Here is a 22,867-nt window from a genome sequence, read left to right as displayed (position 1 = left end):
GGCTATGGCTATCACAACAGCGCTCTACGCACTCGCCGATCTGTTCATGATCGTCGCCGGATTCACCTACGGGTGGAAGTTCATTCGGAACTACGGCAACTACCTGCTCGGCCTCGAATGGATCATCGTCGCGAGCTCCGGCACCAACTTCCTGATTTTCGGGCTGGTCGGCGCCACCGAGACCAGCCCGATGTACCACATCGCGTTCTTCTTCGACGCGTTCTCCCGATCGGCCGGAATCACCGTGATTCTCGTGCTGGGTTTGCTGCAGGCGACTCACGGATTCAAACCGTCGCTCGCCACCGATGTGGGCGTTTTCGGGCTGGCCATCGCGGGTGGGCTGGTCATGTCGCTCTTCGCCGACGATCTCGGCGTGGCCGGTGCCGTCTTCTATGTCGTGATGAATGCGCTGACCACACTTTTCCTGTTCTATTTCGCCTGGCGCCTCTGGCACATCGGCGAGCGAGGTCACGCTGTTGCCGTGGCGGGAGTTTCGGTGGCGGCCGCCGCGATTGCCGGGATTTACGATTTCTACCGCATACCCGGCGACGACGACCACCACACGATCTTCTACATCCTGGCCCTCAGCACGTGGGCCTGCCAGATGGTCGTGTACTACTACGGTTTTCGTGCACTACAGAAAGGCACCGACCGGGTTCAGGCTTCTGTGGCGAAGCTCGCCAGGTAGACCGATACCAGTCGGCGCGCCTGCGCGATCGTGTCGTCGTCGCCGGTCGGAGTCTTCCGAAAGGCGACGTCGAAGAGCCGGTCACCGGCCTCGAACGCCAGCTCGACGGCAAGCATGGGAGTATCGGATCGGATCAGCTCCCGGTCCACCAGATACCGCCACAACCGCGCCGCCTGCGTTACGTCGAAGGTGCTCGCCAACTCACCGAGCGTCGAATTGCGCCCGGCGTACCAGAGCGCGGCGAAACTCGGATGCTCGCGAAAATAGGCGAGATACAGGTCGATGACGGCATCGCAGACGCCCGCCAACGTGCCCGGGGCGGATTCGAGCACCGCGCCGATGCGGGCGTCGAGTTCACGCAGATGCTGTTGCGCGAGTTCGGCTTCGACTTGACTGCGGTCACCGAAGTAGTGGTAGACCGAGGCAAGTGGGATGCCGGCGCGCTCACCCATGGCCTTGAGTGTGGCTGCGGCATAACCCTGTTCGGCGAGTAGAGCCTCGGCGGCATCGAGAATCGCCTGTACCCGCTCCACACCGCGGCGTTGCACCGGAGCGGGACGAGTGGACGCCCGTGAAGTCGGCCGATTTTCGAACACGATTCGAGATCGTAACAGCGCCGACACCTGGCCCGGGACTCGGACCGTGTGCCGCACCGCTAGGCGTCCGCGCGATTCAGCGCACGACTACCGAGCCGATGGGCGATCTCCAGCGCGAGTTCGACGGCCAACCTCCGCTCGCCGGGCCGGTGACCGAGCAAGTCGGTGGCGCGGGCCACTCGTTGCAGCACCGTGTTGCGGTGGGTGTGCAGCCGCGCCGCAGAGCGCGGAGCGTTCTCGCCTTCCTCCAGGAACACTCGCAGCGTTTCGCGCAGCCGCGCGGCCGTTGCCGTGTCCCGCGCCAGCGGACCCAAGGTGTCGGCAACGAATTCAGCTGCGCGAGAAGGGTTTTGCACAGCCAGCGCAGTGACCGCGAGATCGCGATAAAAGGTTACCGGGGCAGCGTCGATCTGCCCGGCGAGTAGGTTGTGCATCCCCAGCGCAGCCTCGTGCGAGCGCCGGAACCCCTCGATACCCGAACGCGGCGGGCCGACCGCCACCCGGATCGCCGGATGAGCCGCGCGCAGCGCCCCACGCAACACCTCGACGGCGGGCAGGGTGTCACCACTCATCCACGCCCAGAGCACCGAGCTACCCGCGGCGAGGGTCAGCGGCGGCCGCTGACCGGCCGCCCGGGTCAGCATGGTGGCCGTCGACTCGAGCGCGCCCTGCACCTCACCGCCCGGAGGCGACCACAGCACCACCGCGATATGCATTCGTTCCAGGTCGTATCCAAGTCGCTCACCAGCCCGGTGGCCGTCGATCGGCGCGCCGTCGAGGATCAGGCGGATGGTCTCCGCGCGCCGCGCCAGCGCCCCGCCGAGAACCTCTTCCCGCTCCCGCTGCGCCTCCGAGATGACCTGCGCGACAACATGATCGACGTAGGCGAACATGCGTTGCGCGGACAGCTCGAGCAGCGGCACCAGCAGCGGACCGGTGCCCGCGATACGCGTGGCATGGGCCAGATAGTGCCGCCACGCGATGTTCTGGCCACGCCGATAGGACTGGAAGATCACGGCCAGGTCCAGCCCGCGCCGCGCGACCGTTCGGGCCACATCCAGCGCTTCGGGCGGCACATCGACCTCGGCGGGCTGGGCTTCCCGTCGTGCGAAGGCGCTCAGCAGCCGGGCCGCGTTGGCCCGGTTGCTGGCCGACATGTCCGCGACCAAGGCCGCGTCCGTCCCGACCAGGGGCGTCAGCTCGATCTCCGCGGCGTCCATCTCGGCGACCAGTTGGTCGAGATCGCCGAGCATGGTCTCGGCCACCCGGCCCATGAGCTCGGTCAGTTCGGGCGCGGGAGCGGGACTGTTCATTCCCCCAGTGTGCCGCAGCACATATTCGGAGGAAAAGTGCAGACGTACGGACATACCCGAGCGGCGGACACCTACCTAGGGTGAACCAGATCACAGCCCGCTCGCGGCCAGGAGAACTCCCGTGACAAACGAATCCAGCCATACCAACGACGTCGACGTCCTGATCATCGGTGCCGGAATATCCGGCATCAGCGCCGCCTACCACCTGGCGACCCGTCGCCCCGACACCACCTTCACTATCCTCGAGGCCCGCGACTCGGTCGGTGGCACCTGGAGCCTGTTCCGGTATCCAGGCATTCGATCGGACTCGGACATGCCCACCTACGGCTTCGGCTTCAAGCCGTGGCCGCATCGCCGGTCGATCGCCGACGGGCAGCTGATCCTGGACTACCTGCGGGACACGGTTACCGAAAACAGCCTGTCGGAACACATTCGACTCGGATACCGCGTACTCGAGGCGCGTTTCTCGACCTCGACCGGTCGCTGGAGCGTGCTGGCCGAGCGCACCGGCGGCGAGCAGACGCGATTGAGCGCGCGGTTTCTGTACCTGGGCACCGGGATGTACGACCACCAGGTTGGTTACACCCCCGAATTCGCGGGCATCGACGATTTCGAGGGCACGATCGTGCATCCGCAGCAGTGGCCGGACACCTTGGACTACACCGACCGGCGGGTCGTCGTCATCGGCAGCGGCGCGACCGCGGTCACGCTGATTCCCGCGATGGCGGGCACCGCCGCCCATGTCACCATGCTGCAGCGCTCACCGAGCTACGTCGTCTCGATGCCCGTCGAGGATGCCATCGCAAACGCGCTGAACAAGGCGCTCGGCCACGAGCGCGCGGCCGGGCTGATCCGGCGCAAGAACATCGCGACGACACGCGCGATCTACAAGGCGTGCAAGCGCTTTCCACGCCTCACCCGCCGCCTGCTGATCGGCGGGGTGCGGTGGCAGTTGCCCGCGCATTTCGATGTCGACACGCATTTCACGCCCCGCTACGCCCCGTGGGACCAGCGGTTGTGCGTGGTGCCCGGCGGTGATCTTTTCCGAGCCATTTCGAGTGGTCGCGCCTCGGTCGTCACCGATCGGATCGCGCGGTTCACCCGGACCGGGATCGAACTCCGGTCCGGTCAGCACCTGACCGCCGACATCGTCATAACCGCAACGGGTTTCGCCATGTCACCGCTGGGCAGAGTTCTCCTCGAGGTCGACGGCCGACCGATCGACCTGCCCTCCACGACTGTCTACAAGTCAATGATGCTGTCGGAGGTGCCGAACCTGGCGTTCGTGGTCGGCTACACCAATATCTCCTGGACGCTCAAGGCGGATTTGGTCAGCGAGCATTTCTGTCGTCTGCTGGATTACATGGACGCCAACGGTTTTCACACCGTCGCGCCGGTCGCCGCCGATCCGGAGATGACGCGCGTACCACTGGTGGGCGATCTGAACTCCGGCTATGTCCAACGCGGTATCGAGGACTTCCCGCACGCGGGCTCGACCGGACCGTGGACGGTGGAGATGGCCTACGAGCACGACGCCCGGCGCCTGCGCGAAGGACCGGTTCCCGACGCGGCTCTCCGCTTCACATCCGGTACATCCGCCGTGTCCACTGCCCCCGCGCTCGCGATCGGGACGGATGGGCGACCATGAGGAACATCAGCTTCACCAGTCACGGAACCCGCTGCGAAGCCTGGCATTTCACCGGTGTAGCAGCCGAGCCCGGACGGCCGTGCGTGGTCATGGCGCACGGCTTCGGGGGCACCCGGGACACCGGACTGCTGGGTTACGCCGGACCCTTCGCCGCGGCCGGATACGACGTGCTGGTCTTCGACTATCGCAGCTGGGGCGACTCCGAAGGCACTCCGCGCCAGAATGTTTCGTGTCGGCGACAGCGCGAGGACTATCACGCCGCCATCGACGCGGCCCGGCGACTGCCCGGTGTCGATCCCGAGCGCATCGCGTTGTGGGGAACCTCCTATTCCGGCGGTCACGCCGTCGCGGTCGCGGCCCAGGACCGGCGAATCGCGGCGGTCACGGCCATCACACCGGCCATGGACGGGGCCGCCACACTCGCGCACGTCGTGCGCCGCGCCGGTCCCGGCACACTGGCTCGATTGGCCGGGCACGGTGCGATCGATCTCACCCGCGCCGCCCTCGGCCTCGCACCGCATCACCTGCCGATCGTCGGCCCGCCCGGATCTGCGGCCATGATGACCAGCCCCGGCGCGCTGGAAGCCGTTGTCCCGGTGGCGGGGCCGACCTGGCGCAACGAGGTGTGCGCTCGCGCGGCGCTGGCGGTCGGGCTGAACCGGCCCACAACTTTCGCGGGGCGGCTGCCGTGCCCGATCCTGTTCCAGATCGGCACCCGCGACAGCGTCGCGCCGCCGTCCGCGGCACGCCGGGCCGCCGCGAAGGCCGGGCGGCTGGCCACGATTCGCGAATATCCTGTAGACCATTTCGACGTCTACGACGGTCCGTGGCAGCGCCGGGCAGTGACCGACCAGCTGCACTTTCTCGCCCGCGTGCTGCGCTGATCTCCCGTCGGCTCTTCCACGATCGATCGCCAAGGCATACACTCGCCCGTAAAGTCGAATTCGATTCGAGTTTCACTTCAGGAGTTCCCATGACATCGCACGAAGTACACGAAGAAACCGCCGAAGTAGTCGTCGTCGGCGCCGGAATCGCGGGTTTGACCGCGGCGACCACGCTGGTGAGCGATACCGAGGTGGTCGTGCTCGAGGCGAGCGATCGCGCGGGCGGTCGGGTCGACACCGTCCGGCAGGGCGACTACTGGATCAACGTCGGCACCCAGTTCACCGAGGGCACGGGTCCACTGATCGACGCTCTCGACCGGCACGGCATCGAAAGAGGCTCGCTCGCGGGCAAAAGCGTCGCGCTATACCTCAACGGCGGGCTGGTGGACACCGCCAATCCCCTCGCCCTCATGTTCCGGACGCGGATGTCCTTTACCGACCGGATCGCCATGGCCGTCATCGGTGCACGCATCTTCGCGGTCGCGCCGTTCCTGGAATCCCAGAGCCGCCTGGCCCGAAAGGTTCGCGCCAAGCTCGACACCATGCCGGCGGCGTATCTACTGAAGGGCATTCGGTCCGAGCTGGCCGCGCAGATCGTCGGGTCCTGGTCGGCGCAGTGGATGGGTTGCGAGGTGCGCGAAACCGCCGCCACCCAGTTCGTGACATCGGTGGGCATCGCATTGACCGACCCGGAGAAGGTCCCGAATTTCTCACTGCCGGTTGGCGGCAATCAGACCTTGACCGATGTGCTGGCAGCCGATCTCGGCGACCGAATTCGGTTGAATTCCGTGGTGCGCTCGGTCCGGCAGGACGGTGAAGGCGTGGTCGTCGACTACCTCGACGGCGATCGCCCAGCACGGGTTCGGGCCCGGCGCGCGATCGTGACCGCACCCGCCGACATCGCGCAGCGAATCATCCCGGACCTCCCCCAGCCGTACCGGAACGCCTTCGCTGACATCGCCTACGGCCGCTACCTGGTCGTCGGATTCTTCACTGACGAGGTCGGCCCGCAACGCTGGGATAGGTACTTCGGAGTCTCGACCCCACAGCTGTCCTTCCAGGCGATGTTCAACCACGCCGCGGCCATGCGCACCGGCGACGACCGCAAACCCGGTGGCGCACTTGCCTGTTTCGCGGGCGGCGCACACGCAGACGCCCTGTTCGCCTTGTCCGACGAGGAAGTCGTCTCCCGCTTCACAAACGACCTGCTCTCGCTGTTCCCCGAACTCGACGGCAAGCTCGGCGAGGGCATCGTGCGCCGCCACCATCGGGTAGTGCCCTTCTGGGCAGCCGGGCGAAAGGCATCCCTACCCGCGCTGCGCGCCCCACTCGGGAACATCTACCTCGCCGGCGACTACCAGCTCGAACTACCTTCCCTCGCCGACGCCGCCGAATCCGGCGAGCAGGCAGGCAAAGCCGTCCGCGCGAGCCTGCACGGGCCGCTTGAGCCTAAGTAACGGGGCTCAGCATTGGCCGCGCTGCAGTTGGTGGGTGCACGAGTCAGGCACCCGCGCGCCGGGACCAATGTTGATCGTCATGGATCAACGGTAACTCTGTACCTAGGTACCGAAGGCAAGCCCTGAATGGCGCACTTCGAACGCACGCCATTCGGCATGTGCGTGCGTCCGAACATGCTCGCTGGTGACTTCGGATTCCTCGCACGACCATCTGGTGGGCTTCGTGGCTGCACATGCGATGTGCCTGTGAAATTGGACCTCGGGACGGCCAGCATCCCTTTGCCCGATACTCGGCACAGCTCCGGAATATCCCAGCGCCCCTTCGTTCGGCGGGTTCACGCCACGCCCTTCTCTGACATCCGCATTCCAGATCGCGAAGTGGAACTCAGTACCCGGGCGTCGTTGATACCGTTGTGGCATAGGGATTTTGGGTTGTGCCCGATGTTGTGTCGACTCGATCCTCGGGACGACGATGGGGAATCTCATGAAGCGCAGCAGAGCTGGCGAAGGAGATGGGCCGCGCAAGACTCGGCGCGTCGAAGACGAAGCGCCGGAAGACGACGCACCAGCGGGCGAACCACTGGCAGAACCGGCGCCGCCGCAACCGCTGCAGGTCGGTGTCCTGGCTGTGGATCCGGAACCCGCCCTTGCTCCCATCGACGCGCTCCACGCGGAGGACCCACCTGCTGCGGTGCTGGAAGAGGCCCACCCTCCGCTCGAGGACGGGCAAGCGCCTGCCCCCGTTCCGGACGGCGCAGCGCCCGCGCCCGCACAGGTGCAAGACCCGCCGCCGGATCCGGAGGGCGAGGTGGCAGCGGCACCGGCCGCCGTGGCAAACCTGCAGGATAACGACTATCCGCAGCTCAACATGCCGCATGCCGGATCGGAGCGGGCAACGGAAGTCGACTTTGTGCGGTATGCGGAGGGCGAGCGAATACTGGTCGTAGATCCAACCGGAACCAAGCCCGTCTACTTCGAAGGCGCCATCTTCGACGCGGAGGACGAGGAGTACCTCGGTTTCCAAAGGCCGAGGCAGGTGCTCGCGGATATGCGGCAGTGGGCCACCCCGTATCAGGCCGACACCTATTACTACGGGCGTCCGGCCGATGTCGACAACATCCTGCTCCTCAACGTCGCGACGCTGATCACCGGGCTCAGGCAGGATCTGCAGGGTCTCGCCGGCCGAATCAGAACGGCGAGAGATCAACAGCAGGGCCTGGACACCGTGGCGACGGTTGGCCAGGCTGAGGCGGGCCTGCTGACCCGCATCACGAGCCTGGTCGAGGGGATCGACAAAGCGTCGGTGCTCAAACCCATTGAAGTAACCGTCGAAGGCGACGGGCATGCGATTTCCGATGGAAACCACCGTGTAATCGCGTCTATGTACCGCGGCTTGCTGAGGATCCCGGCCCGCGTGGCAACCGACTGAATTGTCTTGGACTCCGGCAGGAGGGAGGCCGGGCGACCGACTCGACCCGAGACTGCAAACAAGGGGCTCTTTTCGACGACCTGATCGCCCAAGATGAGTTCAGGCTCGCCCCATGGCCGGGCCGCCAGTTCCGCTGACTTGCCCTAGTTGAGATGCTCTGTATTCGGCAGTTCAGCGCACACGACAAGCCCGGGATCATCACGGCCAGTTGAACTTCCATCGCATCGCACTGGCCGGTACCGCCCGCGCCGCAAACAGCGGAAGCGGCCGCCTGCGGTTATGGTCTGCCGAGCTCGATCCACCGCTCCTCCAGCAGATCCATACACTCGTGGATCCCGGGACCTGGGTCGGACAAGTTCTCGCGCACGGTCGCGATCGCGTGCACCTTCCGACCGCTCTGGAGCAATTCATCGAAGCGCGATCGCAATTCGGTTGGCATGCGCTGCCACAGGGTGTGTTCCATCGTCGGACTCTCCTCATCGACTGCCGTCTCGATCATCGTGCGGCAACCTCCGCGACGGTACCGACGAGCATGCCGCGCAGACCATTCTGATGGTGTCCGCGCGCCACGCGGCGTTACCGTGTGTTCGATGTGGGTCGAACCCGCGCTCTCAGTCGGCCTGGCCTGGCGAAACTACGGCTCGGAGAATTCTGTCCCGCGCCCGGTGCGCGCCCCGCACAGTCCGTCAAAGGAGGGCGCCACCGGAAACCTCGATGCGCTGGGCGGTCATCCAGCGCAGGCCCCGCGACGCCAGCGTAGCGATGGCGTCGCCGATCTCCTCGGGTTCGCCGACGCGGCCCAGCGCGGTCCGCCCGCCCAGCCCGTGGCGCATCTGGGCGTCATCGCGCATAGCGCCGCCGTTGAAGTCGGTGGCGGTCGGCCCCGGGGCAATGGAGTTGACCCGGATGCCGCGGGGGCCGAGTTCTGCGGCCAGAGTGCGGGTCAGGGCCTCGACGGCGGCCTTCGAAGCGGAGTAGACCGAGGTCGCGGGACTGGTGTGGCGAGTCAACGACGACGAGACGTTGATGACGTGGGCATCCTGTGCCAGCAGCGGCATCAGCGACTGGATGAGAAAGAACGTGCCCCGCACGTTCGTGTCGAACACCGTGTCGAAGTCGTCGGCCGTGACAGCTTCCAGCGGGCCGAAGACACCCACCCCCGCGTTGTTGACCACGATGTCGAGCCGCGAAGCCCCCCAGCGCTCGAGCGGTCCGCTCAGCTCGGACGTGAAGGCTCCGAAAGAGGTGACGTCGCGGATGTCGAGACGCACGACAGCGGCAGCCCCGCCCGCGGCGTGCACCTGCCGCGCCGTCTCCTCGGCCCCGGCCGCATCACCGCGATGGGTAACCACGACCCGCATCCCGCACGCCGCCAGGGCAAGAGCCGTACTCCTCCCCAGGCCACGGTTCGCACCGGTCACCAAGGCGATCCTGTCGACTGTCATCGGTTTGCTCCCTCATCGCACGGCATCCAAGAGACGGCAGGCGCCGCAATCAGATGCGAGTCATTCGACTCGCCTTTCCATCGCAGCGTAGGCATGCCGAAGGAGGCGAGTCAAGTGACTCGCCTCGGAGCTGGGGCATACTGCACGCATGGCAGCCGAGCTCTCCACCCATCACCGCCGCCTCGCCCAGCAAAAGCGGGAGGCGATCATCTCCGCAGCCACGGACCTATTCCTGAACCACGGTTACGACGGCACATCCCTGGCCCGCATTGCCGAACAGGCGACAGTCTCGAAGTCCACCCTTTTCAAGCAATTCCCCACCAAGGCAGCCCTTTTCGAGGCCATCGTCACCGAGTCCTGGCAGCGCGACGCCGCAGGCACTGTCACCCGACCTCAGACCGGAGACCTGCGCTCCGGCCTGACCTCCATCGGTCACCGCTACGCCGACCTAATCGGCCGGCCCGGCATGACAGCCCTGTTCCGCATCGTCATCGCCGAGCTGCCTCGCTTCCCCGAACTGGGACGGATGCAGTTCCAGCTCGGCAAGCTGCCCTACTTCACCTCGGTCCAGCACTACCTCGAGTCCGAACACGAGGCCGGTAACGCCGACGTCCCGGACGCCGAGAGCGCCGCCAACCAGTTCCTCGGGATGATCGCCAACTACGTCCTGTGGCCCCGCATGCTGCTGACCGACTGGAACCCCACAGCCTCCGACATCCACAACGCCGTCGACCAGGCCGTCGAGACCATGCTCGCCCGCTACACGACCGATCGACCAGCCTGATCCGACACCGGAATTCGTACGCTGGCGCCGGTGCTAGAGGCCCCGAGCCGGTTACCGGTAGCCACTGCCCTTTGATGACGAACGCACGCTCGTCGGCAGTAGCGTACGTTCCGCGGCCTCGAATCGCCACGGCCAGTTGATCTTCCGCTGCACCGCGCTGGCCGGTTCGGGCAGCCCGCAGCCAGAGGCGGACGTTCGGCGAATCGGTTCTCGTTGGGTGTTGTCGGGTAGTGCTGGCACGATCGTTGCCGTGACCGAGCCCGACCTGCGCGCCTTGATGCGAGCGCACGTTCCCGAACAATTCCACCCCGAGATCGAGCTCACTGTCCGTGAAGGATTACGGCTGCGCCATGCTCGCGAGGAGGACACGATCATCGGCTATTTCGGTGGCCTGCCACAGTTGCCGGACGGATTCGCCTGGCCCGGAGCCGATCACGGACACTACGAGCACGTCGCCACCATCGATCTCGCCACCCTACCGAAACTGGATCTGAATCTGCCTGCCTCCGGAAAGATCTCGGTCTTCGGAGATACCAATGGCTGGGCCGGGGCTTGCCTGTTCTTCCCCGACGACGTCGCCCTGCATGAGGCGCCCTTGCCGCCGGACCTCGCCGAACGCAACGGCCTCATCAGTCGTGTCGACATGGGCTACGCGGTGGTCGACACCATTCCCGATGCACAGTGGTTCGAGGAGAACCTCCTCGATGGCAACGACCACGACGATGAGGTGTACGAGGGATTCGAAGCGTTCGCCGAGGCATTCTTCACCCATTCCTGGGCCTGGCACCAACTCGGTGGCTGGGCCAACGAGATCCAAGGACAACGCGACCGCGGCCTGCTGCCAGGCACAGCCGCCGCACAACACTTCTACTCTGACTTCGAGCCGTCGGGTCCGCTGCTACTCGTCCAGTTCGACACCGATCCCGACATCAACATGGGATGGGGAGACTTCGGCACGCTTTACTGCTTCATCACCCCACAGGATCTGGCCGCTCACGACTTCACCAAAGTCAGTGTCCACTGGGAAAGCTACTGAGCAGCCGAGTCCGTCACCGAAGGCTCAACCTCGGCGCTACAGCCCATCTCACTCAATTCGGCAATATGGCGCGTTCGGCCGGCGCCATATCGGCTCGGCCCGTTGACCTTCGCCCCGCCTGCGCTGACCGGTTCGGTCAGCGAGCGATGCCGAGATGACGCACACTCATCACCCGACTCGGGCACATGAGGTACACGAGACCACGTCTGTGCAGCGCGCGGTCACCATAGCTGCGCGGGTCCACCGTTACACGGGATGACCTGAACCACTCCCGTGAGGGCTCTGCCGTCGAGGGTTTGGCCGTCCAGACACATGGCTCCGTCGAGGCCATTGTGGAGAGTGTTGCCGGGGCCGGTGAACCACTCCTGCACGAGACCGCCGTTGCACGGGATGACTTGAGCGACTCCGTTCAGGGAGATGCCATCCATTGTCTGCGCGTCGAGGCACAGACCTGGGTTGAGGCCGTTTCGCAGACTGTTGGCAGATCCGTTGATCCACTGCTGCGCGGGGCCGCTATTGCAGGTAATGACCTGAGCGACCCCCGTGAGCGTGACGCCGTCCATCGTCTGCGCATCCAGACACGTGCCCTGAACGAGCCCGTTGACCAGCGTCGTGCTCGCCGCCGACGCCGACGGCGCGCAGATCACCATTGCCGTGACGGCCAGCGCGGCTCCTACCCCCAGCCAACGCACCGGCTGCCGACTTCCCCGCTGCACCGACTGACCCACATGAGTAACAAGCGACCTGTTCATATCGTTCCCTCCGCATCGCAACCAACAAATGGAGCGACTTCCGTTGTAGCCGAACATCTTCCGTCCGATGCGGAGCAAAGTATCCAGGGCAAATTTCAAGATCCTTAACAACCTCATGCGCTCGGCTGCACGGCATTTGAAGCAACTGGCCGTATCTGCTCCGCTCAGCGCGGGAACCCTCACCGAGCACGATCATCGACAGTTCAGTGCGGTCGGCAGGGCTGAGATCGCCTCGGCGCGTTGATGTTCGGCGCTGCCGCGTGACTCCTGCGAACCGCGCGCCAACGCGGCAGATGAGTGCGCTGGGGAGGTTCACCGACCAGCCGTCGGGTGATCGAGTGCGGAGGACTCGAAGCCTGTGGCTCGGGCTGGGCGATCAGGATGGTCCCGCTTGCGGCTCGGGCGGGAGCCGTTCGTTATCGGGAGGGTAGATCGGCTCGGCGCGATCGCCGAACAAGTAGTCGTGAAAGGCCTGCAGGTAGGTATCCAGCTCCTGCTGATCGAAAAACCATATGTGGGTGCGGACGAACCATTCCTTCGGTGTAGGCCGTCGCGCGATCACGTAGTCAAGAGCTTCGCGCACCATATCCCGGTAAGAAGGGTCGGCGGCGATGTGCTCGCGCAGTTTCGGTGCGTAACACCACATCTCGTCACCGAACTCGACGGAGTGCATGTAGATGAGCGGCCACAGTCGTCGGTCGATGTGCGGGATTTCGTCATGCCATCGAGTCATCGATGTTGCTTCTGCCGCGAGCTTCCGATCATGGACGGAATTCTGCCTGATCTTTCGAGCGCGACCCATGGGCGGCTTGGCCGCTTCTGCCCGCGCGCCAGGCGGCAATACCGCTCGCCGACCACAGGAGGAGGCAGTGCTGCGCCGCGGCCCTGGTTCTTGCTAGTAGCTGACAGAGTGCTGACTGCCGTTGTTAGCCACCCATACGGCCGATCATGCGATCGAGTCGATAGTTCGGAACGCAGATCTGCGGCGAGTGATTCAGGGCACACACGAGGCAGCTCGTCTACCAGACCATAGAAGCATTGCCCCATCCCACGAACACTTATTACAGTGAGACTGCAATAAGCTCTGAACAGAAGGCGATCACCATGAATTTCCCGATCATCAACCTCGGCTCCGCGACGCTCGATCTTGCCGCCACGGTCACACAGCTGGCAGCGAACTTCACCTACCTGATGCAGTCCTGGGGCTCGATGTGAGGCCGAATCGATATCGCGAGTCGTCCACTTCGGCGACCCGTTCCATGACAGCCTTCATAGCTAGAAAATAGCTATGACTTTGGTGACTGGGGTGACCATGCACGACACCGAACAGCGATCCACAGCGGCCGAGATGTGGGGCAAGTTCCGGGCGCTGGGTGGCCCGCAGCATCTGCTCGATGGGGCGGCACCCGCGATCGGCTTCCTACTCGGGTACGCCGCGGCCAATGCCAAGATCGGGGTGCTGGTCGCGCTCGGGGTCGCCGGACTGATCTCGCTCTACCGGCTGGTGAAGGGGGACTCGGTCAAGGTCGTGTCGGCCTCGCTTGCCGTGGTCGTGGTGTTCTCGCTGTTCGTGGGGATCACGGGCGAGGGCCGCGGGTTCTATCTGCCCGACCTCATCGTCTGCGCGGTCGCCACGCTGGCCTTCGGTCTCAGCATGCTCACCGGCCGCCCGCTCAGCCATTGGGCATGCCGCAAGCTCGGGTTGGAACGTGCCTTCGAACACGACCCCGCCGACCGAGTCCGGCTGCACCGCAAGGTGTCTGCGGTCTGGTTCGCGTTCTGGGCTGTGCATCTGCTGATCATGGTGCCGCTGTATGTGGCGAACAAGGTCGTGGTGCTGGGCACCGTGGCCCTGGTGCTCGGAAAACCCGCGCTGGTGGTCATGCTCGCGGTCACGTGGCTGTGGGTGCGCCACCGCCCGCGCGACCGAGTTCTGTCACCTCCGGGCGCGATGACGGACGATCGGGTGATCTCGTGACCTCCGAAGCGGCGCACGCGCCGGCCGTTCCGGTCGACTACCGCTTCACCCTCGCCAATGAGCGCACCTTCCTGGCGTGGATCCGCACGGCGCTGGGGTTGCTGGCCGGTGGTGTCGCGGTGCACACGCTCGTGCAGCCGTTTCACCACGCCGGTGTGCGACGGGCGCTGGCGACCAGTTGCATAGCGCTCGCGATCGTCGTCTCGCTCGGTGCCCTCCGGCATTGGAAGGGGATCCGGGACGCGATGAATCGCGGTGCGCCACTGCGTGAGACGCGCATGGTGCCCATCCTGGCCTTCGGCATCGCGGCGGTATCGGTATTCGCCGCAGTAGCGGTGTTGTGACCGTGACCGCACCCACCTTCGCCGAGGAGCGGACCGCGCTGTCGTGGCGGCGGACCGCGGTGGCGGCGATGGGCACCGCGGCCCTGTTCGTCCATCAGACGGTCGCCACCAGCTGGCACGGTGCGAGCGCGGCACCGCTGGGCGCGGCCGTCACCCTGATGGCCTTGACGCTCATCGCAATCCAGCGCAGCCGGGCGCTCACGGGCGGCAGCGACAGCGACGGCGCACGGCACGTAGCCCTCGCCACAGCGGCGGTCACGGGAGTGGGACTCGTCGCCCTCGTGATCGCCCTGACCTACCCGTCGATTCGATAGGCCCGTTGCCCAGTAGACCCGTTGGCCCAGTACGGAAGTGACGATCGCCGGGAAGCTCTCGGCGGGACAGGAGACACGTAGTGAGCACCTCGACCGACCCGAGTCAGTACATCCTCGACCAGCAGCAACGCGCGAGCGCGGAGCTACCCTTCGCCGACACCACCGATCAGCAGGACGCCGATCGCGGATTCCTGGCCGCGCTCGAACCCGGGGTCGTACAGGACGCCGACGGGAATGTGGTGTGGGACAACGACTCCTACGCGTTCCTCAACGGGTCGTGCCCGGCATCGGTGCACCCGAGCCTGTGGCGACAGTCCGGGCTCAACATCCGCCAGGGCCTCTACGAGGTCACCGAGGGGATCTATCAGATCCGAGGACTCGACCTGTCGAACATGACCCTGATCGAAGGCACGACCGGGGTGATCGTCATCGACCCGCTCATCTCCGCCGAGACCGCCGCAGCCGGACTCGACCTCTACCGCGCGCACCGCGGCGACAAGCCGGTGACCGGATTGATCTACACCCATTCCCATGTCGATCATTTCGGTGGGGCTCTGGGTGTGACCACACAGGAGGACGTGGACGCGGGCCGCTGCCCGGTCATCGCGCCCGCCGGATTCCTCGAACACGCTGTCGCCGAAAACGTCTACGCCGGAACCGCTATGGCGCGCCGCGCCGCCTACATGTACGGCGCGGCCCTGCCCCGCGGCCCCAAAGGACAGGTCGGCGCGGGCCTGGGTCAGACGACCTCCACCGGCACCGTCACTCTCATCGCTCCGACACTCGACATCACCGCCACCGGCCAGCAGGAGACGGTCGACGGCGTGCGCATCGTCTTCCAGATCACCCCCGGCACCGAAGCGCCCTCGGAGATGAATTTCTACTTCCCCGACCACCGGGCACTGTGCATGGCCGAGAACGCCACTCACACACTGCACAATCTGCTGACCCTGCGCGGCGCGCTGGTGCGCGACCCACACGTGTGGTCGCAGTATCTGACCGAGTCGATCAACCTGTTCGGCTACGACTCCGATGTCGTGTTCGCCTCACACCACTGGCCGACCTGGGGCACCGAACGGTTGGTGGAATACCTTGCCCAGCAGCGAGATCTGTACGCATACCTGCACGATCAGACACTGCGCAAACTCAATCAGGGTTATGTCGGTTCCGAGATCGCCGAGACCATCGAACTACCGCCCGCTATCGCCGGGGCATGGCATACGCACGGCTACTACGGGTCGGTCAGCCACAACGTGAAAGCCATCTACCAGCGCTATATGGGCTGGTTCGACGGCAACCCCGCGCACCTGTGGGAGCATCCGCCGGTCGAATCCGCCACGCGGCATGTGGAATTCATGGGCGGCGCCGAGGACGTGCTGCGCAAAGCACGTATCGCGTTCGACAACGGCGACTACCGCTGGGTCGCCCAGGTGGTCAACTACGTCGTCTTCGCCGACCCGACCAACCAGGCGGCGAAAACCTTGCTGGCCAGCACCTACGACCAGCTCGGCTACGGCGCGGAGAACGCCACCTGGCGCAACTTCTTCCTCATGGGCGCCTACGAGCTGCGCAACGGCAGTGTCGGCACTCCCACCAAAGCCAGCTCACCGACCATGATGGCCGCGCTGACCGTCGAGCAGGTCTTCGACGCTCTGTCGCTGCGCCTGGACGGGCCGAAGGCGTGGCACGAAAAGGCGCTCAGCGACTGGACTTTCACCGACGAGAACCGCACCCGCCGCCTGGAACTACGCAACGGGGTACTCATCCACTTCGACCACCCGGGAGGCGACAAGCTGCCGCCCGCCGAGGTGACCTTCACCCTCACTCGCGCCACTCTCATCGGTGTCCTGCTCGGCGGCCGAGACCTCGGCGACGCCGTGCGGTCCGGTGCGATCACCATCGCCGGCGACGCCCAGAGCTTCGTCAAACTGGCGGGCCTGTTCGATCAACCCGATCCGGGTTTCGCCATCGTCACCCCGGAGTAGCCCCGCAATGACGCTTCATCCCGCCTCAGGCCTTGGGAGCCGATGGCGCGGTGGCCGGATCCTGGCAGTACAGGGCCGGCCCCGTGCACGGCGAGAGAATGGTCGAGAAGTATTGGAACGCAGACCAAGCCAGGATCGGACCACCGACGGTGATCAGGCCACCGACCGCACCGATCGGCCCCAAGGTGCCCATACCCACCAGGCAGCCGATCGCCGCACCCGGCAGCAGGCCGGTGAGCAGGGTGGCGACACCGACCGCGGTCGCACCGACGGCCGCGCCGAGCAGGCATCCCGCGCCGCCGCCGACGATCGCACCCAGCACCGCGCTGGTCACGCTGCCGATGCCCGCCCGCTGACCCAGTGCGAGCAACGCCTGCTGGTCACGGATATTGAAGGATTCGGCCACAGAGTCCAACTTCGAGGCCGGCACCACGTCCGCGGGCCGCACCCCATCGATCACCGCGACACCGTTCGCGCGGGCCGGTGTGAGAGTGGCGGTGTCACCGTCGATGCGCAGATCGATCGGGTACGCGGTCGCGTCCATCCGGTACGACAACGGAATCGAGGCCGCCACGGCACCGCCGGCATCCGTGATCAGCAGTTGACCGTCTGCGGCCGACAACCGGGCTCCGGGCGCGCTCAGCACAGCGGAATCCCCGGCCCTGTTCACCGTGTAGTGGATCGCTGCCGCGTCGACCGAATCCGGTGTGGCAGTGGCAGATCCGGCGCCCAGGCCGACAGCGGCGATGACCGGCAATGCGACAACGGTGAGAGTCCGAGACCTCATGCGATGACCTTCCTGTGTGCTGCCGGTCACCTTCGTTCCGACCGGCTGCGACTATGGTGCGCATCACATCGACGCCGGTCCGCAATCTGCAGCAAAGAGAAAAACGACGCCAGTGATATGCGGGAATTGAGATGCGAGAACCACACAACCAGCTAGACGAACTCGATTACCTGCTGATCACCGCGCTGCAAGTCGCGCCCCGAGCGGACTGGCAGGCTATCGGCGACGCTCTCGGCATCGACGCCACCACCGCCGCGCGGCGCTGGAGCCGCCTCGAACAAGCGGGCAACGCCTGGATGGCTTGTCGCGCGACGCGACTCGAGGACCGCGGTGTGCAGGCGGCCTTGATCGAGGTCGACTGCGCACCCCACCGCGTCCACGAGATCGCCCGGATCATCGGCAACGACTCACATGTGCTCAACCTCGAACACGTCTCCGGTCGCCGCAGCATGCTGGTGACCGCGATCGTGGCAGACCTGGCACAACTGGCCCGCTACCGAGACCTACGACTGGCCCGAATCCCCGGGGTGGTCGGCCTCAGCGCAGACATTCTGGTGGTCGTCCACTCCTCCCCCGGTCAATGGCGGTTGGACCGAGTCGACGAATCCAAGCTGAAACGGGCGAACCAGCCGGATCGGACCCGACCCGATCACCTGCCGACCCGCGCTATCCAGCCGCGCGATATGGAGTTGGCGCGCGCGATTTCCGACGATCCCCGCGCCTCGCTGTCCCGCCTCGCCGCGCGCACCGGGCTGTCCACGCCCACCGTGCGACGACGACTGGCGGCCATCGAAGCGGACGGCGCGCTCACCTACCGGATCGAAGTCGCGCGCGTGGTATCAGGCTGGCCGATCGGCGCCCACCTATGGTGCGCGACCGGCCCAGCAGACACCGCACGGACAGCACGAGAACTCGCACAGCTCAGGGAAACTCGCCTCTGCGCCGAACTGACCGGCACCCACAACCTACTGCTGCAGGTGTGGCTGCGCTCGGTCGCCGACCTCGCCGACTTCGAAAAACGCCTCGCCGACCGATTCCCCGCACTCACCATCGCCGACCGCGCCGTCACCATGTGGCCGGTCAAACTCGGCGGCCACCTGCTCGACCCCCAGGGCCGCCACTTGCGCGGTGTACCCCTGCGGCTCTGGGAAGACACCGAATTCAACGCACACGAACTCGACACGGTCACACGCTTGGCCAGCCGATCACTCGGCTGACCGATCCCAACACACATGACGACTCGAATTACGACCATCGAACCTCGGAGGGATCTCGCTCCCGCCAGCCCTTGTGAGGAGGTAACACCAGCCTTGGCCCTGTACAGGATCCATTCCGAAGTCCCGGCCGACGACGCCGTCAAGACCTGGGACAACACCACTGACCCCCGCACGCTGGTCAGCGCGGTCTTCACCTTCCGGGTCCCCGTGGACACCGAGCTGTTCGATTCCGGACTCGGTGGACTGCTCGGTGTCACCGAACCATTAGCCGCGGCATTGGCCGCCACCGACCTCACTGGTTACCGGCTGGTCCCGGCCACCGGCGAACCGTCGGCGTATGCCGCAGGCGCCAGCTCGTGGGACATTCCCACCCTCTACGTGCTCGACGTCTTCGGCACACCCAACGTTGACGACTTCGCCATCCGCCGTGGACTCGTCGTATCCGAACGTGCCGCTGACTTTCTGTGCAAGCGCGATCCAGCATTTGCTGAAAGGGCGGTGGGAGGTCGACCCGGACGGTAGAAACCTCCGCCGTAGCGTCTCCGACTGAGCTTCCTCAACGTGATATTCGTGGCTGTTGGGGTACAACCCCAACACCACGACGCGACTGGCCAAGCAGGGTGGAGCATCTGCGATCGGGGCAGGCGGGTGGATCGGCGGCCGCACGTACGTCGGCACCAAACTCATTGGTCGAGCATCAGCGGCGCACTTCTGGGACGACCGGAGTAATCAAGTGCCTTAATTCTGGCCGTTTCGAACCGCGCCTGCACCTCCCTCGACATCCACTCGGATGGTCGATTCGAGGGAGGTGCGACCGGAGACCTAAACCAGCAGCACCCGGCCCTGCCGCTCGCGGTGTCGAGCCGTTAGGCCTGCACCGAGGTCCATTGTTCGACGGGTGTGCGCCCGGGTATCGGCTTGCCGATAAGTGCCAGCGGCACAAAGAAGTTCACCTGACCGATGACCATCGCCAATGTGGCCAGGGCCGTGTGGTCGTAGTGCTCGGCGGCGTGGGCGTACAGCTGTTCGGGAACCCGCTCCCCCTGCGCCGCCGGTTGCAGAACCGCCTCGACCAAGGCGAGCGCGACTCGCTCGGGTTCGGTGAAGTACGGAGCATCACGCCACGTCGCGACCGCGGCGATGCGTTCTTCGGTGTCGCCGGCTGAACGCAGCGTGCCCGTGTGCAGGATGGCCAGGTAGGTACTGCCGACGATTTGACCGGCTCGCAGCTGGACCAAACCGATCGTGGTGCGCGGGATCGCTCCGTTGCCGGTGGCCTTGAACAGCGCGGCGCCGACCTCACCGAGCGCGGGGACGAGCTGTTGCGGGTTGGGCAGTCGCGAGCCGATTTCCGGGGACGTTGTGGTTGTCATGATGAATTTCCTTCTCTTGTAGTGAATTTCGGGAGTCAGCAGTACCGGAGGCGCTCATCCGCGTATGTCGCGCGCACGGCGGATCCGCGGGAGATCGCTTGCGGCAGCCAGGCGCGGGCGGCGAAGGTCGAGGCCGCGAAGAGCACCGGCATCGCCCATCTGTCGGGGCCGTCACCGGCCGCCAGATGTGAGACGGCGGCGCCGCCGTAGACGAAAACCAGTCCGGCGTAAGCCCATTCCTTCGCCGGGGAATGCCCCGGGGTCAAGATGGTGGCCAATGCGGCGGTTTTCGCGGCACCGAGGATGGTGGCGAAGTACATCGGATAGCCCAAGTGGTCGAAAGTCTCACGGACATAAGGGATTCGGGCCAAGTCCCAGTAGGCGCCGACCGCGGTTTCGGCCAGCACGGCGGTCACTGGGACCCAGCGCGCGAGCCGTACTCCGCGTGAACGCGCCAATGAGGAAATGAGAGTGGGCATGGAGTGCTCCTGGAGTGTGGAAGGGATATCAGGCAGACACGGCGATGCGGGCGGCGGTCGCAGCGCGGTGCAACGCGGCGGCCAGGCGAGCGTTCTCCGGGGCGTTGAACGCGAATGCCGCACGGCGGCGGGTATATCCGTAGGTCAGTCCGCTGTGCGGGTCGGCGAATCCGTCCGAACCGGCCGAACCGGTGTGGCCGAACGCGTGCGCGCCGAGAAACGGATACAGCAGAGCTTTGGCCTCGAACCCCAGCGCGTAGGGGGCGCGATCACCGCGCACCAGATCAGCACCGCTGGAGTGGATGGCCGAGATGATGGCGATGGTGTCCAGTGACAGCAAGGGCTCCCGGTCATCGATACCGGTGATGGCCGCGGCGTACATCGCCGCGATGCCGTGGGCGCTGCCGACACCACCGACCGACCCCTGGCCCAGTCGGCGTACCGCGGTGTCGTTCGGCAAGGCCATCACATCGGCGGCGGTGAAACCGCGAGCGTTCAGGTTGTAGGAGATCCCCGCGACGCTGTGCGAACTGGGGGAATTCGCGGCGAACGCGGCATCCATCTCCGGGGTCGCCCGCCACGGCAGGATCGGCCGGTAACGATGGTCGAACTCAGCCGGCAGCCCGAGATAGATGTCGAGATCGTAGGGAATTCGGATGCGCTGCTCGAACAGTTGCTGGATTCCGGTGCCGGTGATCGCGCGCACTACCTCCCCCACGATGGCGTGGGTGACGAAACCGCCGTAGCCGTGCACGGTGCCCGGTTCGAAATACGGTCGTTGCCCGATCAACCGCTCGGCGATGACGCGTTCATCGGCGAGTTCGGCGACGGTGAATCCGCCGTCGACGCCGACGATCCCGGAGCGATGAACCAGTACGTCCCGCACCGTGATGCGCTCTTTGCCCGCGGCGGCGAAGCGCGGCCAATAGTGTGCGACCGGCTGGTCGACATCGAGTGCACCGTCCTGAATCAGCAGAGCCGCCACCAGTGCCCCGGCACCCTTGGTCGTGGAATGCAGCCCGGTCAGGGTGGTGCCCGAAATCTCCTGTCCCGCCCACAGATCCACCACTTTGCGGCCGCAGACGAAGGCAGCGAGTTGCGCGCCCGATTCGCCATCCTCTTCGGCGACCACGGCAGCGAACTCCGCGCGCACGTCCTCGAATCCGGCGGCGACGGTGCCGCCGACCTCGATCGTGTTCACAATGACTTCCTCTCGACAAGCAGTACCCGCGGACTCGCACCGATCCGGTGCTCATCGGCTGCGACAGCCGCGGAATGTGTTCTGCTGCCTTGACGTACGGCACGAACAGAACGTGACTCTCGGCCTAGATCCCTGCCGACGATGCGGTGCGAGGTCACATTTTCCAGCGCCGCGTCGTCAGGGAGGTGGGACACGATCGAGGAGGAACCGTGCGCGATGTACAGCTGCTGGCCGAACAGTTCGAGGAAGACCGCACTCATCTGCGAGCGGTCGCCTATCGAATGCTGGGATCGGCGACCGACGCCGAAGACGCGGTGCAGGAAGCATGGCTGCGCTTGGCGCGCACCGACACCGCCGCGATCGACAACCTCGGCGGCTGGCTCACCACCGTCGTCGGACGGGTCTGCCTGGACATGCTGCGCTCGCGCAAGACCCGCAACGAGGAACCGCTCGACACCGACCGGCTGCCCGATCCGGTGATCACGAGCGACACCACACCCGATCCCGAACACGAAGCGCTACTTGCTGATTCGGTAGGTACGGCACTACTTGTCGTGCTCGAATCACTGAGCCCGGCCGAGCGACTCGCGTTCGTTCTGCATGACATGTTCGCCCTGCCGTATGAACAGATCGCCCCCATCGTCGACCGCACGCCGCAGACCGCCAAGAAACTGGCCAGCCAAGCCCGCCGCCGCGTCCAGGGCGCCACACCCGGCCCGGACGCGGACCTACCGCGGGGGCGCCGGGTCGTCGACGCTTTCCTCACCGCCGCACGCGGCGGCGATTTCGATGAACTCCTGCGCCTGCTCGACCCGGACGTGGTGCTGCGCGCCGACGCCGGCGAGGCGATGCGAGTGATTCGCGGCGTAGCCGCGGTCAGCGCACAAGCGGAAACCTTCCAGCGCATGGCAACGCTGTGCGTGGTCCATCCCGTGCTGGTCAACGGTCACGCCGGACTCGTCAACACCCTGAACGGCAACCTTTTCTCGATTATCGGTTTCACCATCACCGACGATCGCATCGTCGGCATCGATATTCTGTCCGACCGCGAGCGACTCAGCGCGATGGATCTCAGCGCCATTCTCGGATGACACTCGACATTGATAGCCCCGTTGCCAGGCGGCTTACCGCGCGGACGAACTCGAGGCGCCGGTTCG

24 protein-coding genes are annotated in these 22,867 nt (G+C 65.7%); 14 read left to right on the top strand and 10 right to left on the bottom strand.

Translation table 11 applies throughout. From position 1 onward, the window contains the following. Positions 1–4 precede the first annotated feature (4 nt). Positions 5–688 carry a transporter gene (locus ACFC0O_RS11860; protein WP_375956325.1) on the top strand — a complete coding sequence of 228 codons (684 nt, stop codon included), beginning with the start codon at positions 5–7 and terminating at the stop codon, positions 686–688. Here ACFC0O_RS11860 and ACFC0O_RS11855 read toward each other — a convergent pair. Both ACFC0O_RS11855 and ACFC0O_RS11850 read right to left on the bottom strand, forming a co-directional pair. Next, on the bottom strand, positions 658–1,284 hold the full coding sequence (locus ACFC0O_RS11855; protein ID WP_375956322.1) for a TetR/AcrR family transcriptional regulator: 627 nt from the start codon (positions 1,282–1,284) through the stop codon (positions 658–660). The two genes, ACFC0O_RS11860 and ACFC0O_RS11855, sit on opposite strands and share 31 nt — an antisense overlap. A 59-nt stretch (positions 1,285–1,343) precedes the next feature. After that, positions 1,344–2,597, bottom strand: a complete 1,254-nt coding sequence (locus ACFC0O_RS11850) for a PucR family transcriptional regulator (protein ID WP_375956319.1) — start codon at positions 2,595–2,597, stop codon at positions 1,344–1,346. Between the two features lie 121 nt (positions 2,598–2,718). On the opposite strand from ACFC0O_RS11850, the gene ACFC0O_RS11845 reads away from it, so the two are divergent. The 4 genes from ACFC0O_RS11845 (at position 2,719) to ACFC0O_RS11830 (ending at position 8,015) form a co-directional block, all read left to right on the top strand. Then, positions 2,719–4,245 carry a flavin-containing monooxygenase gene (locus ACFC0O_RS11845; protein ID WP_375956316.1) on the top strand — a complete coding sequence of 509 codons (1,527 nt, stop codon included), beginning with the start codon at positions 2,719–2,721 and terminating at the stop codon, positions 4,243–4,245. Further along, positions 4,242–5,129: an alpha/beta hydrolase gene (locus tag ACFC0O_RS11840; protein WP_375956313.1), complete on the top strand. Its 888-nt coding sequence runs from the start codon at positions 4,242–4,244 to the stop codon at positions 5,127–5,129. The genes ACFC0O_RS11845 and ACFC0O_RS11840 overlap by 4 nt, the downstream gene beginning before the upstream one ends. A gap of 89 nt (positions 5,130–5,218) precedes the next feature. After that, on the top strand, positions 5,219–6,586 hold the full coding sequence (locus ACFC0O_RS11835; RefSeq protein WP_375956311.1) for a flavin monoamine oxidase family protein: 1,368 nt from the start codon (positions 5,219–5,221) through the stop codon (positions 6,584–6,586). 484 nt (positions 6,587–7,070) lie between these two features. Further along, a complete protein-coding gene (locus ACFC0O_RS11830) occupies positions 7,071–8,015 on the top strand; it encodes a hypothetical protein (protein WP_375956308.1) in 945 nt (314 codons plus the stop codon). 277 nt (positions 8,016–8,292) lie between these two features. Here the strand turns inward: ACFC0O_RS11830 and ACFC0O_RS11825 are convergent, their stop codons facing one another. Together ACFC0O_RS11825 and ACFC0O_RS11820 are read right to left on the bottom strand one after the other, a co-directional pair. Continuing rightward, the gene (locus ACFC0O_RS11825) at positions 8,293–8,514 is read right to left on the bottom strand and encodes a hypothetical protein (protein ID WP_375956305.1); all 222 of its coding nucleotides are present in this window, start codon (positions 8,512–8,514) and stop codon (positions 8,293–8,295) included. A gap of 187 nt (positions 8,515–8,701) precedes the next feature. Continuing rightward, positions 8,702–9,460 (bottom strand): SDR family NAD(P)-dependent oxidoreductase, encoded by a 759-nt coding sequence (locus tag ACFC0O_RS11820; protein ID WP_375956302.1) that lies wholly within the window; start codon positions 9,458–9,460, stop codon positions 8,702–8,704. Positions 9,461–9,608: 148 nt separating this feature from the next. On the opposite strand from ACFC0O_RS11820, the gene ACFC0O_RS11815 reads away from it, so the two are divergent. Together ACFC0O_RS11815 and ACFC0O_RS11810 are read left to right on the top strand one after the other, a co-directional pair. Further along, complete coding sequence (locus ACFC0O_RS11815) at positions 9,609–10,244, top strand: TetR/AcrR family transcriptional regulator (protein ID WP_375956299.1); 636 nt, start codon at positions 9,609–9,611, stop codon at positions 10,242–10,244. A 250-nt stretch (positions 10,245–10,494) separates the two neighbouring features. Then, on the top strand, positions 10,495–11,280 hold the full coding sequence (locus ACFC0O_RS11810; protein WP_375956296.1) for a DUF1963 domain-containing protein: 786 nt from the start codon (positions 10,495–10,497) through the stop codon (positions 11,278–11,280). Positions 11,281–11,501: 221 nt separating this feature from the next. Here the strand turns inward: ACFC0O_RS11810 and ACFC0O_RS11805 are convergent, their stop codons facing one another. Further along, positions 11,502–12,032, bottom strand: coding sequence for a ricin-type beta-trefoil lectin domain protein (locus tag ACFC0O_RS11805; protein WP_375956293.1), 531 nt, complete (start codon positions 12,030–12,032; stop codon positions 11,502–11,504). A 376-nt stretch (positions 12,033–12,408) separates the two neighbouring features. Then, positions 12,409–12,705, bottom strand: coding sequence for a hypothetical protein (locus tag ACFC0O_RS11800; RefSeq protein ID WP_375956290.1), 297 nt, complete (start codon positions 12,703–12,705; stop codon positions 12,409–12,411). A gap of 615 nt (positions 12,706–13,320) precedes the next feature. Between ACFC0O_RS11800 and ACFC0O_RS11795 the strand changes: the two genes are divergently transcribed. From ACFC0O_RS11795 to ACFC0O_RS11780, 4 genes are all read left to right on the top strand, one after another. Then, the gene (locus ACFC0O_RS11795) at positions 13,321–14,010 is read left to right on the top strand and encodes a DUF3159 domain-containing protein (RefSeq protein WP_375956287.1); all 690 of its coding nucleotides are present in this window, start codon (positions 13,321–13,323) and stop codon (positions 14,008–14,010) included. After that, positions 14,007–14,354, top strand: coding sequence for a YidH family protein (locus ACFC0O_RS11790; RefSeq protein ID WP_375956285.1), 348 nt, complete (start codon positions 14,007–14,009; stop codon positions 14,352–14,354). Before ACFC0O_RS11795 ends, ACFC0O_RS11790 begins: the two co-directional genes overlap by 4 nt. A gap of 2 nt (positions 14,355–14,356) precedes the next feature. Beyond that, positions 14,357–14,668 (top strand): DUF202 domain-containing protein, encoded by a 312-nt coding sequence (locus tag ACFC0O_RS11785; protein ID WP_375956282.1) that lies wholly within the window; start codon positions 14,357–14,359, stop codon positions 14,666–14,668. Between the two features lie 80 nt (positions 14,669–14,748). After that, complete coding sequence (locus tag ACFC0O_RS11780) at positions 14,749–16,653, top strand: alkyl/aryl-sulfatase (RefSeq protein ID WP_375956279.1); 1,905 nt, start codon at positions 14,749–14,751, stop codon at positions 16,651–16,653. Between the two features lie 25 nt (positions 16,654–16,678). Here ACFC0O_RS11780 and ACFC0O_RS11775 read toward each other — a convergent pair whose 3' ends face one another. After that, positions 16,679–17,440, bottom strand: a complete 762-nt coding sequence (locus tag ACFC0O_RS11775; RefSeq protein ID WP_375956276.1) for a hypothetical protein — start codon at positions 17,438–17,440, stop codon at positions 16,679–16,681. Between the two features lie 131 nt (positions 17,441–17,571). On the opposite strand from ACFC0O_RS11775, the gene ACFC0O_RS11770 reads away from it, so the two are divergent. Beyond that, positions 17,572–18,657, top strand: a complete 1,086-nt coding sequence (locus ACFC0O_RS11770) for an Lrp/AsnC family transcriptional regulator (RefSeq protein WP_375956273.1) — start codon at positions 17,572–17,574, stop codon at positions 18,655–18,657. Between the two features lie 93 nt (positions 18,658–18,750). Next, on the top strand, positions 18,751–19,179 hold the full coding sequence (locus tag ACFC0O_RS11765) for a hypothetical protein (RefSeq protein ID WP_375956270.1): 429 nt from the start codon (positions 18,751–18,753) through the stop codon (positions 19,177–19,179). A gap of 344 nt (positions 19,180–19,523) precedes the next feature. Here ACFC0O_RS11765 and ACFC0O_RS11760 read toward each other — a convergent pair whose 3' ends face one another. Genes ACFC0O_RS11760 through ACFC0O_RS11750 form a run of 3 tightly spaced genes read right to left on the bottom strand, consistent with a single transcriptional unit; the run spans position 19,524 to position 21,710 of the window. Next, positions 19,524–20,030: a carboxymuconolactone decarboxylase family protein gene (locus ACFC0O_RS11760; RefSeq protein WP_375956268.1), complete on the bottom strand. Its 507-nt coding sequence runs from the start codon at positions 20,028–20,030 to the stop codon at positions 19,524–19,526. A 35-nt stretch (positions 20,031–20,065) separates the two neighbouring features. Beyond that, positions 20,066–20,509, bottom strand: coding sequence for a DoxX family protein (locus tag ACFC0O_RS11755; protein ID WP_375956265.1), 444 nt, complete (start codon positions 20,507–20,509; stop codon positions 20,066–20,068). A gap of 28 nt (positions 20,510–20,537) precedes the next feature. Beyond that, a complete protein-coding gene (locus ACFC0O_RS11750; RefSeq protein ID WP_375956263.1) occupies positions 20,538–21,710 on the bottom strand; it encodes a serine hydrolase domain-containing protein in 1,173 nt (390 codons plus the stop codon). A gap of 209 nt (positions 21,711–21,919) precedes the next feature. Between ACFC0O_RS11750 and ACFC0O_RS11745 the strand changes: the two genes are divergently transcribed. After that, the gene (locus ACFC0O_RS11745; protein ID WP_375956260.1) at positions 21,920–22,801 is read left to right on the top strand and encodes a sigma-70 family RNA polymerase sigma factor; all 882 of its coding nucleotides are present in this window, start codon (positions 21,920–21,922) and stop codon (positions 22,799–22,801) included. Positions 22,802–22,867: the final 66 nt, after the last annotated feature.

It is taken from the genome of Nocardia sp. NPDC056100, from assembly GCF_042266325.1.
Taxonomy (GTDB): Bacteria; Actinomycetota; Actinomycetes; order Mycobacteriales; family Mycobacteriaceae; genus Nocardia.
The sequence above is the reverse complement of the archived record's forward strand: the minus strand, read 5'-3'. Positions and strand labels throughout refer to the sequence as shown.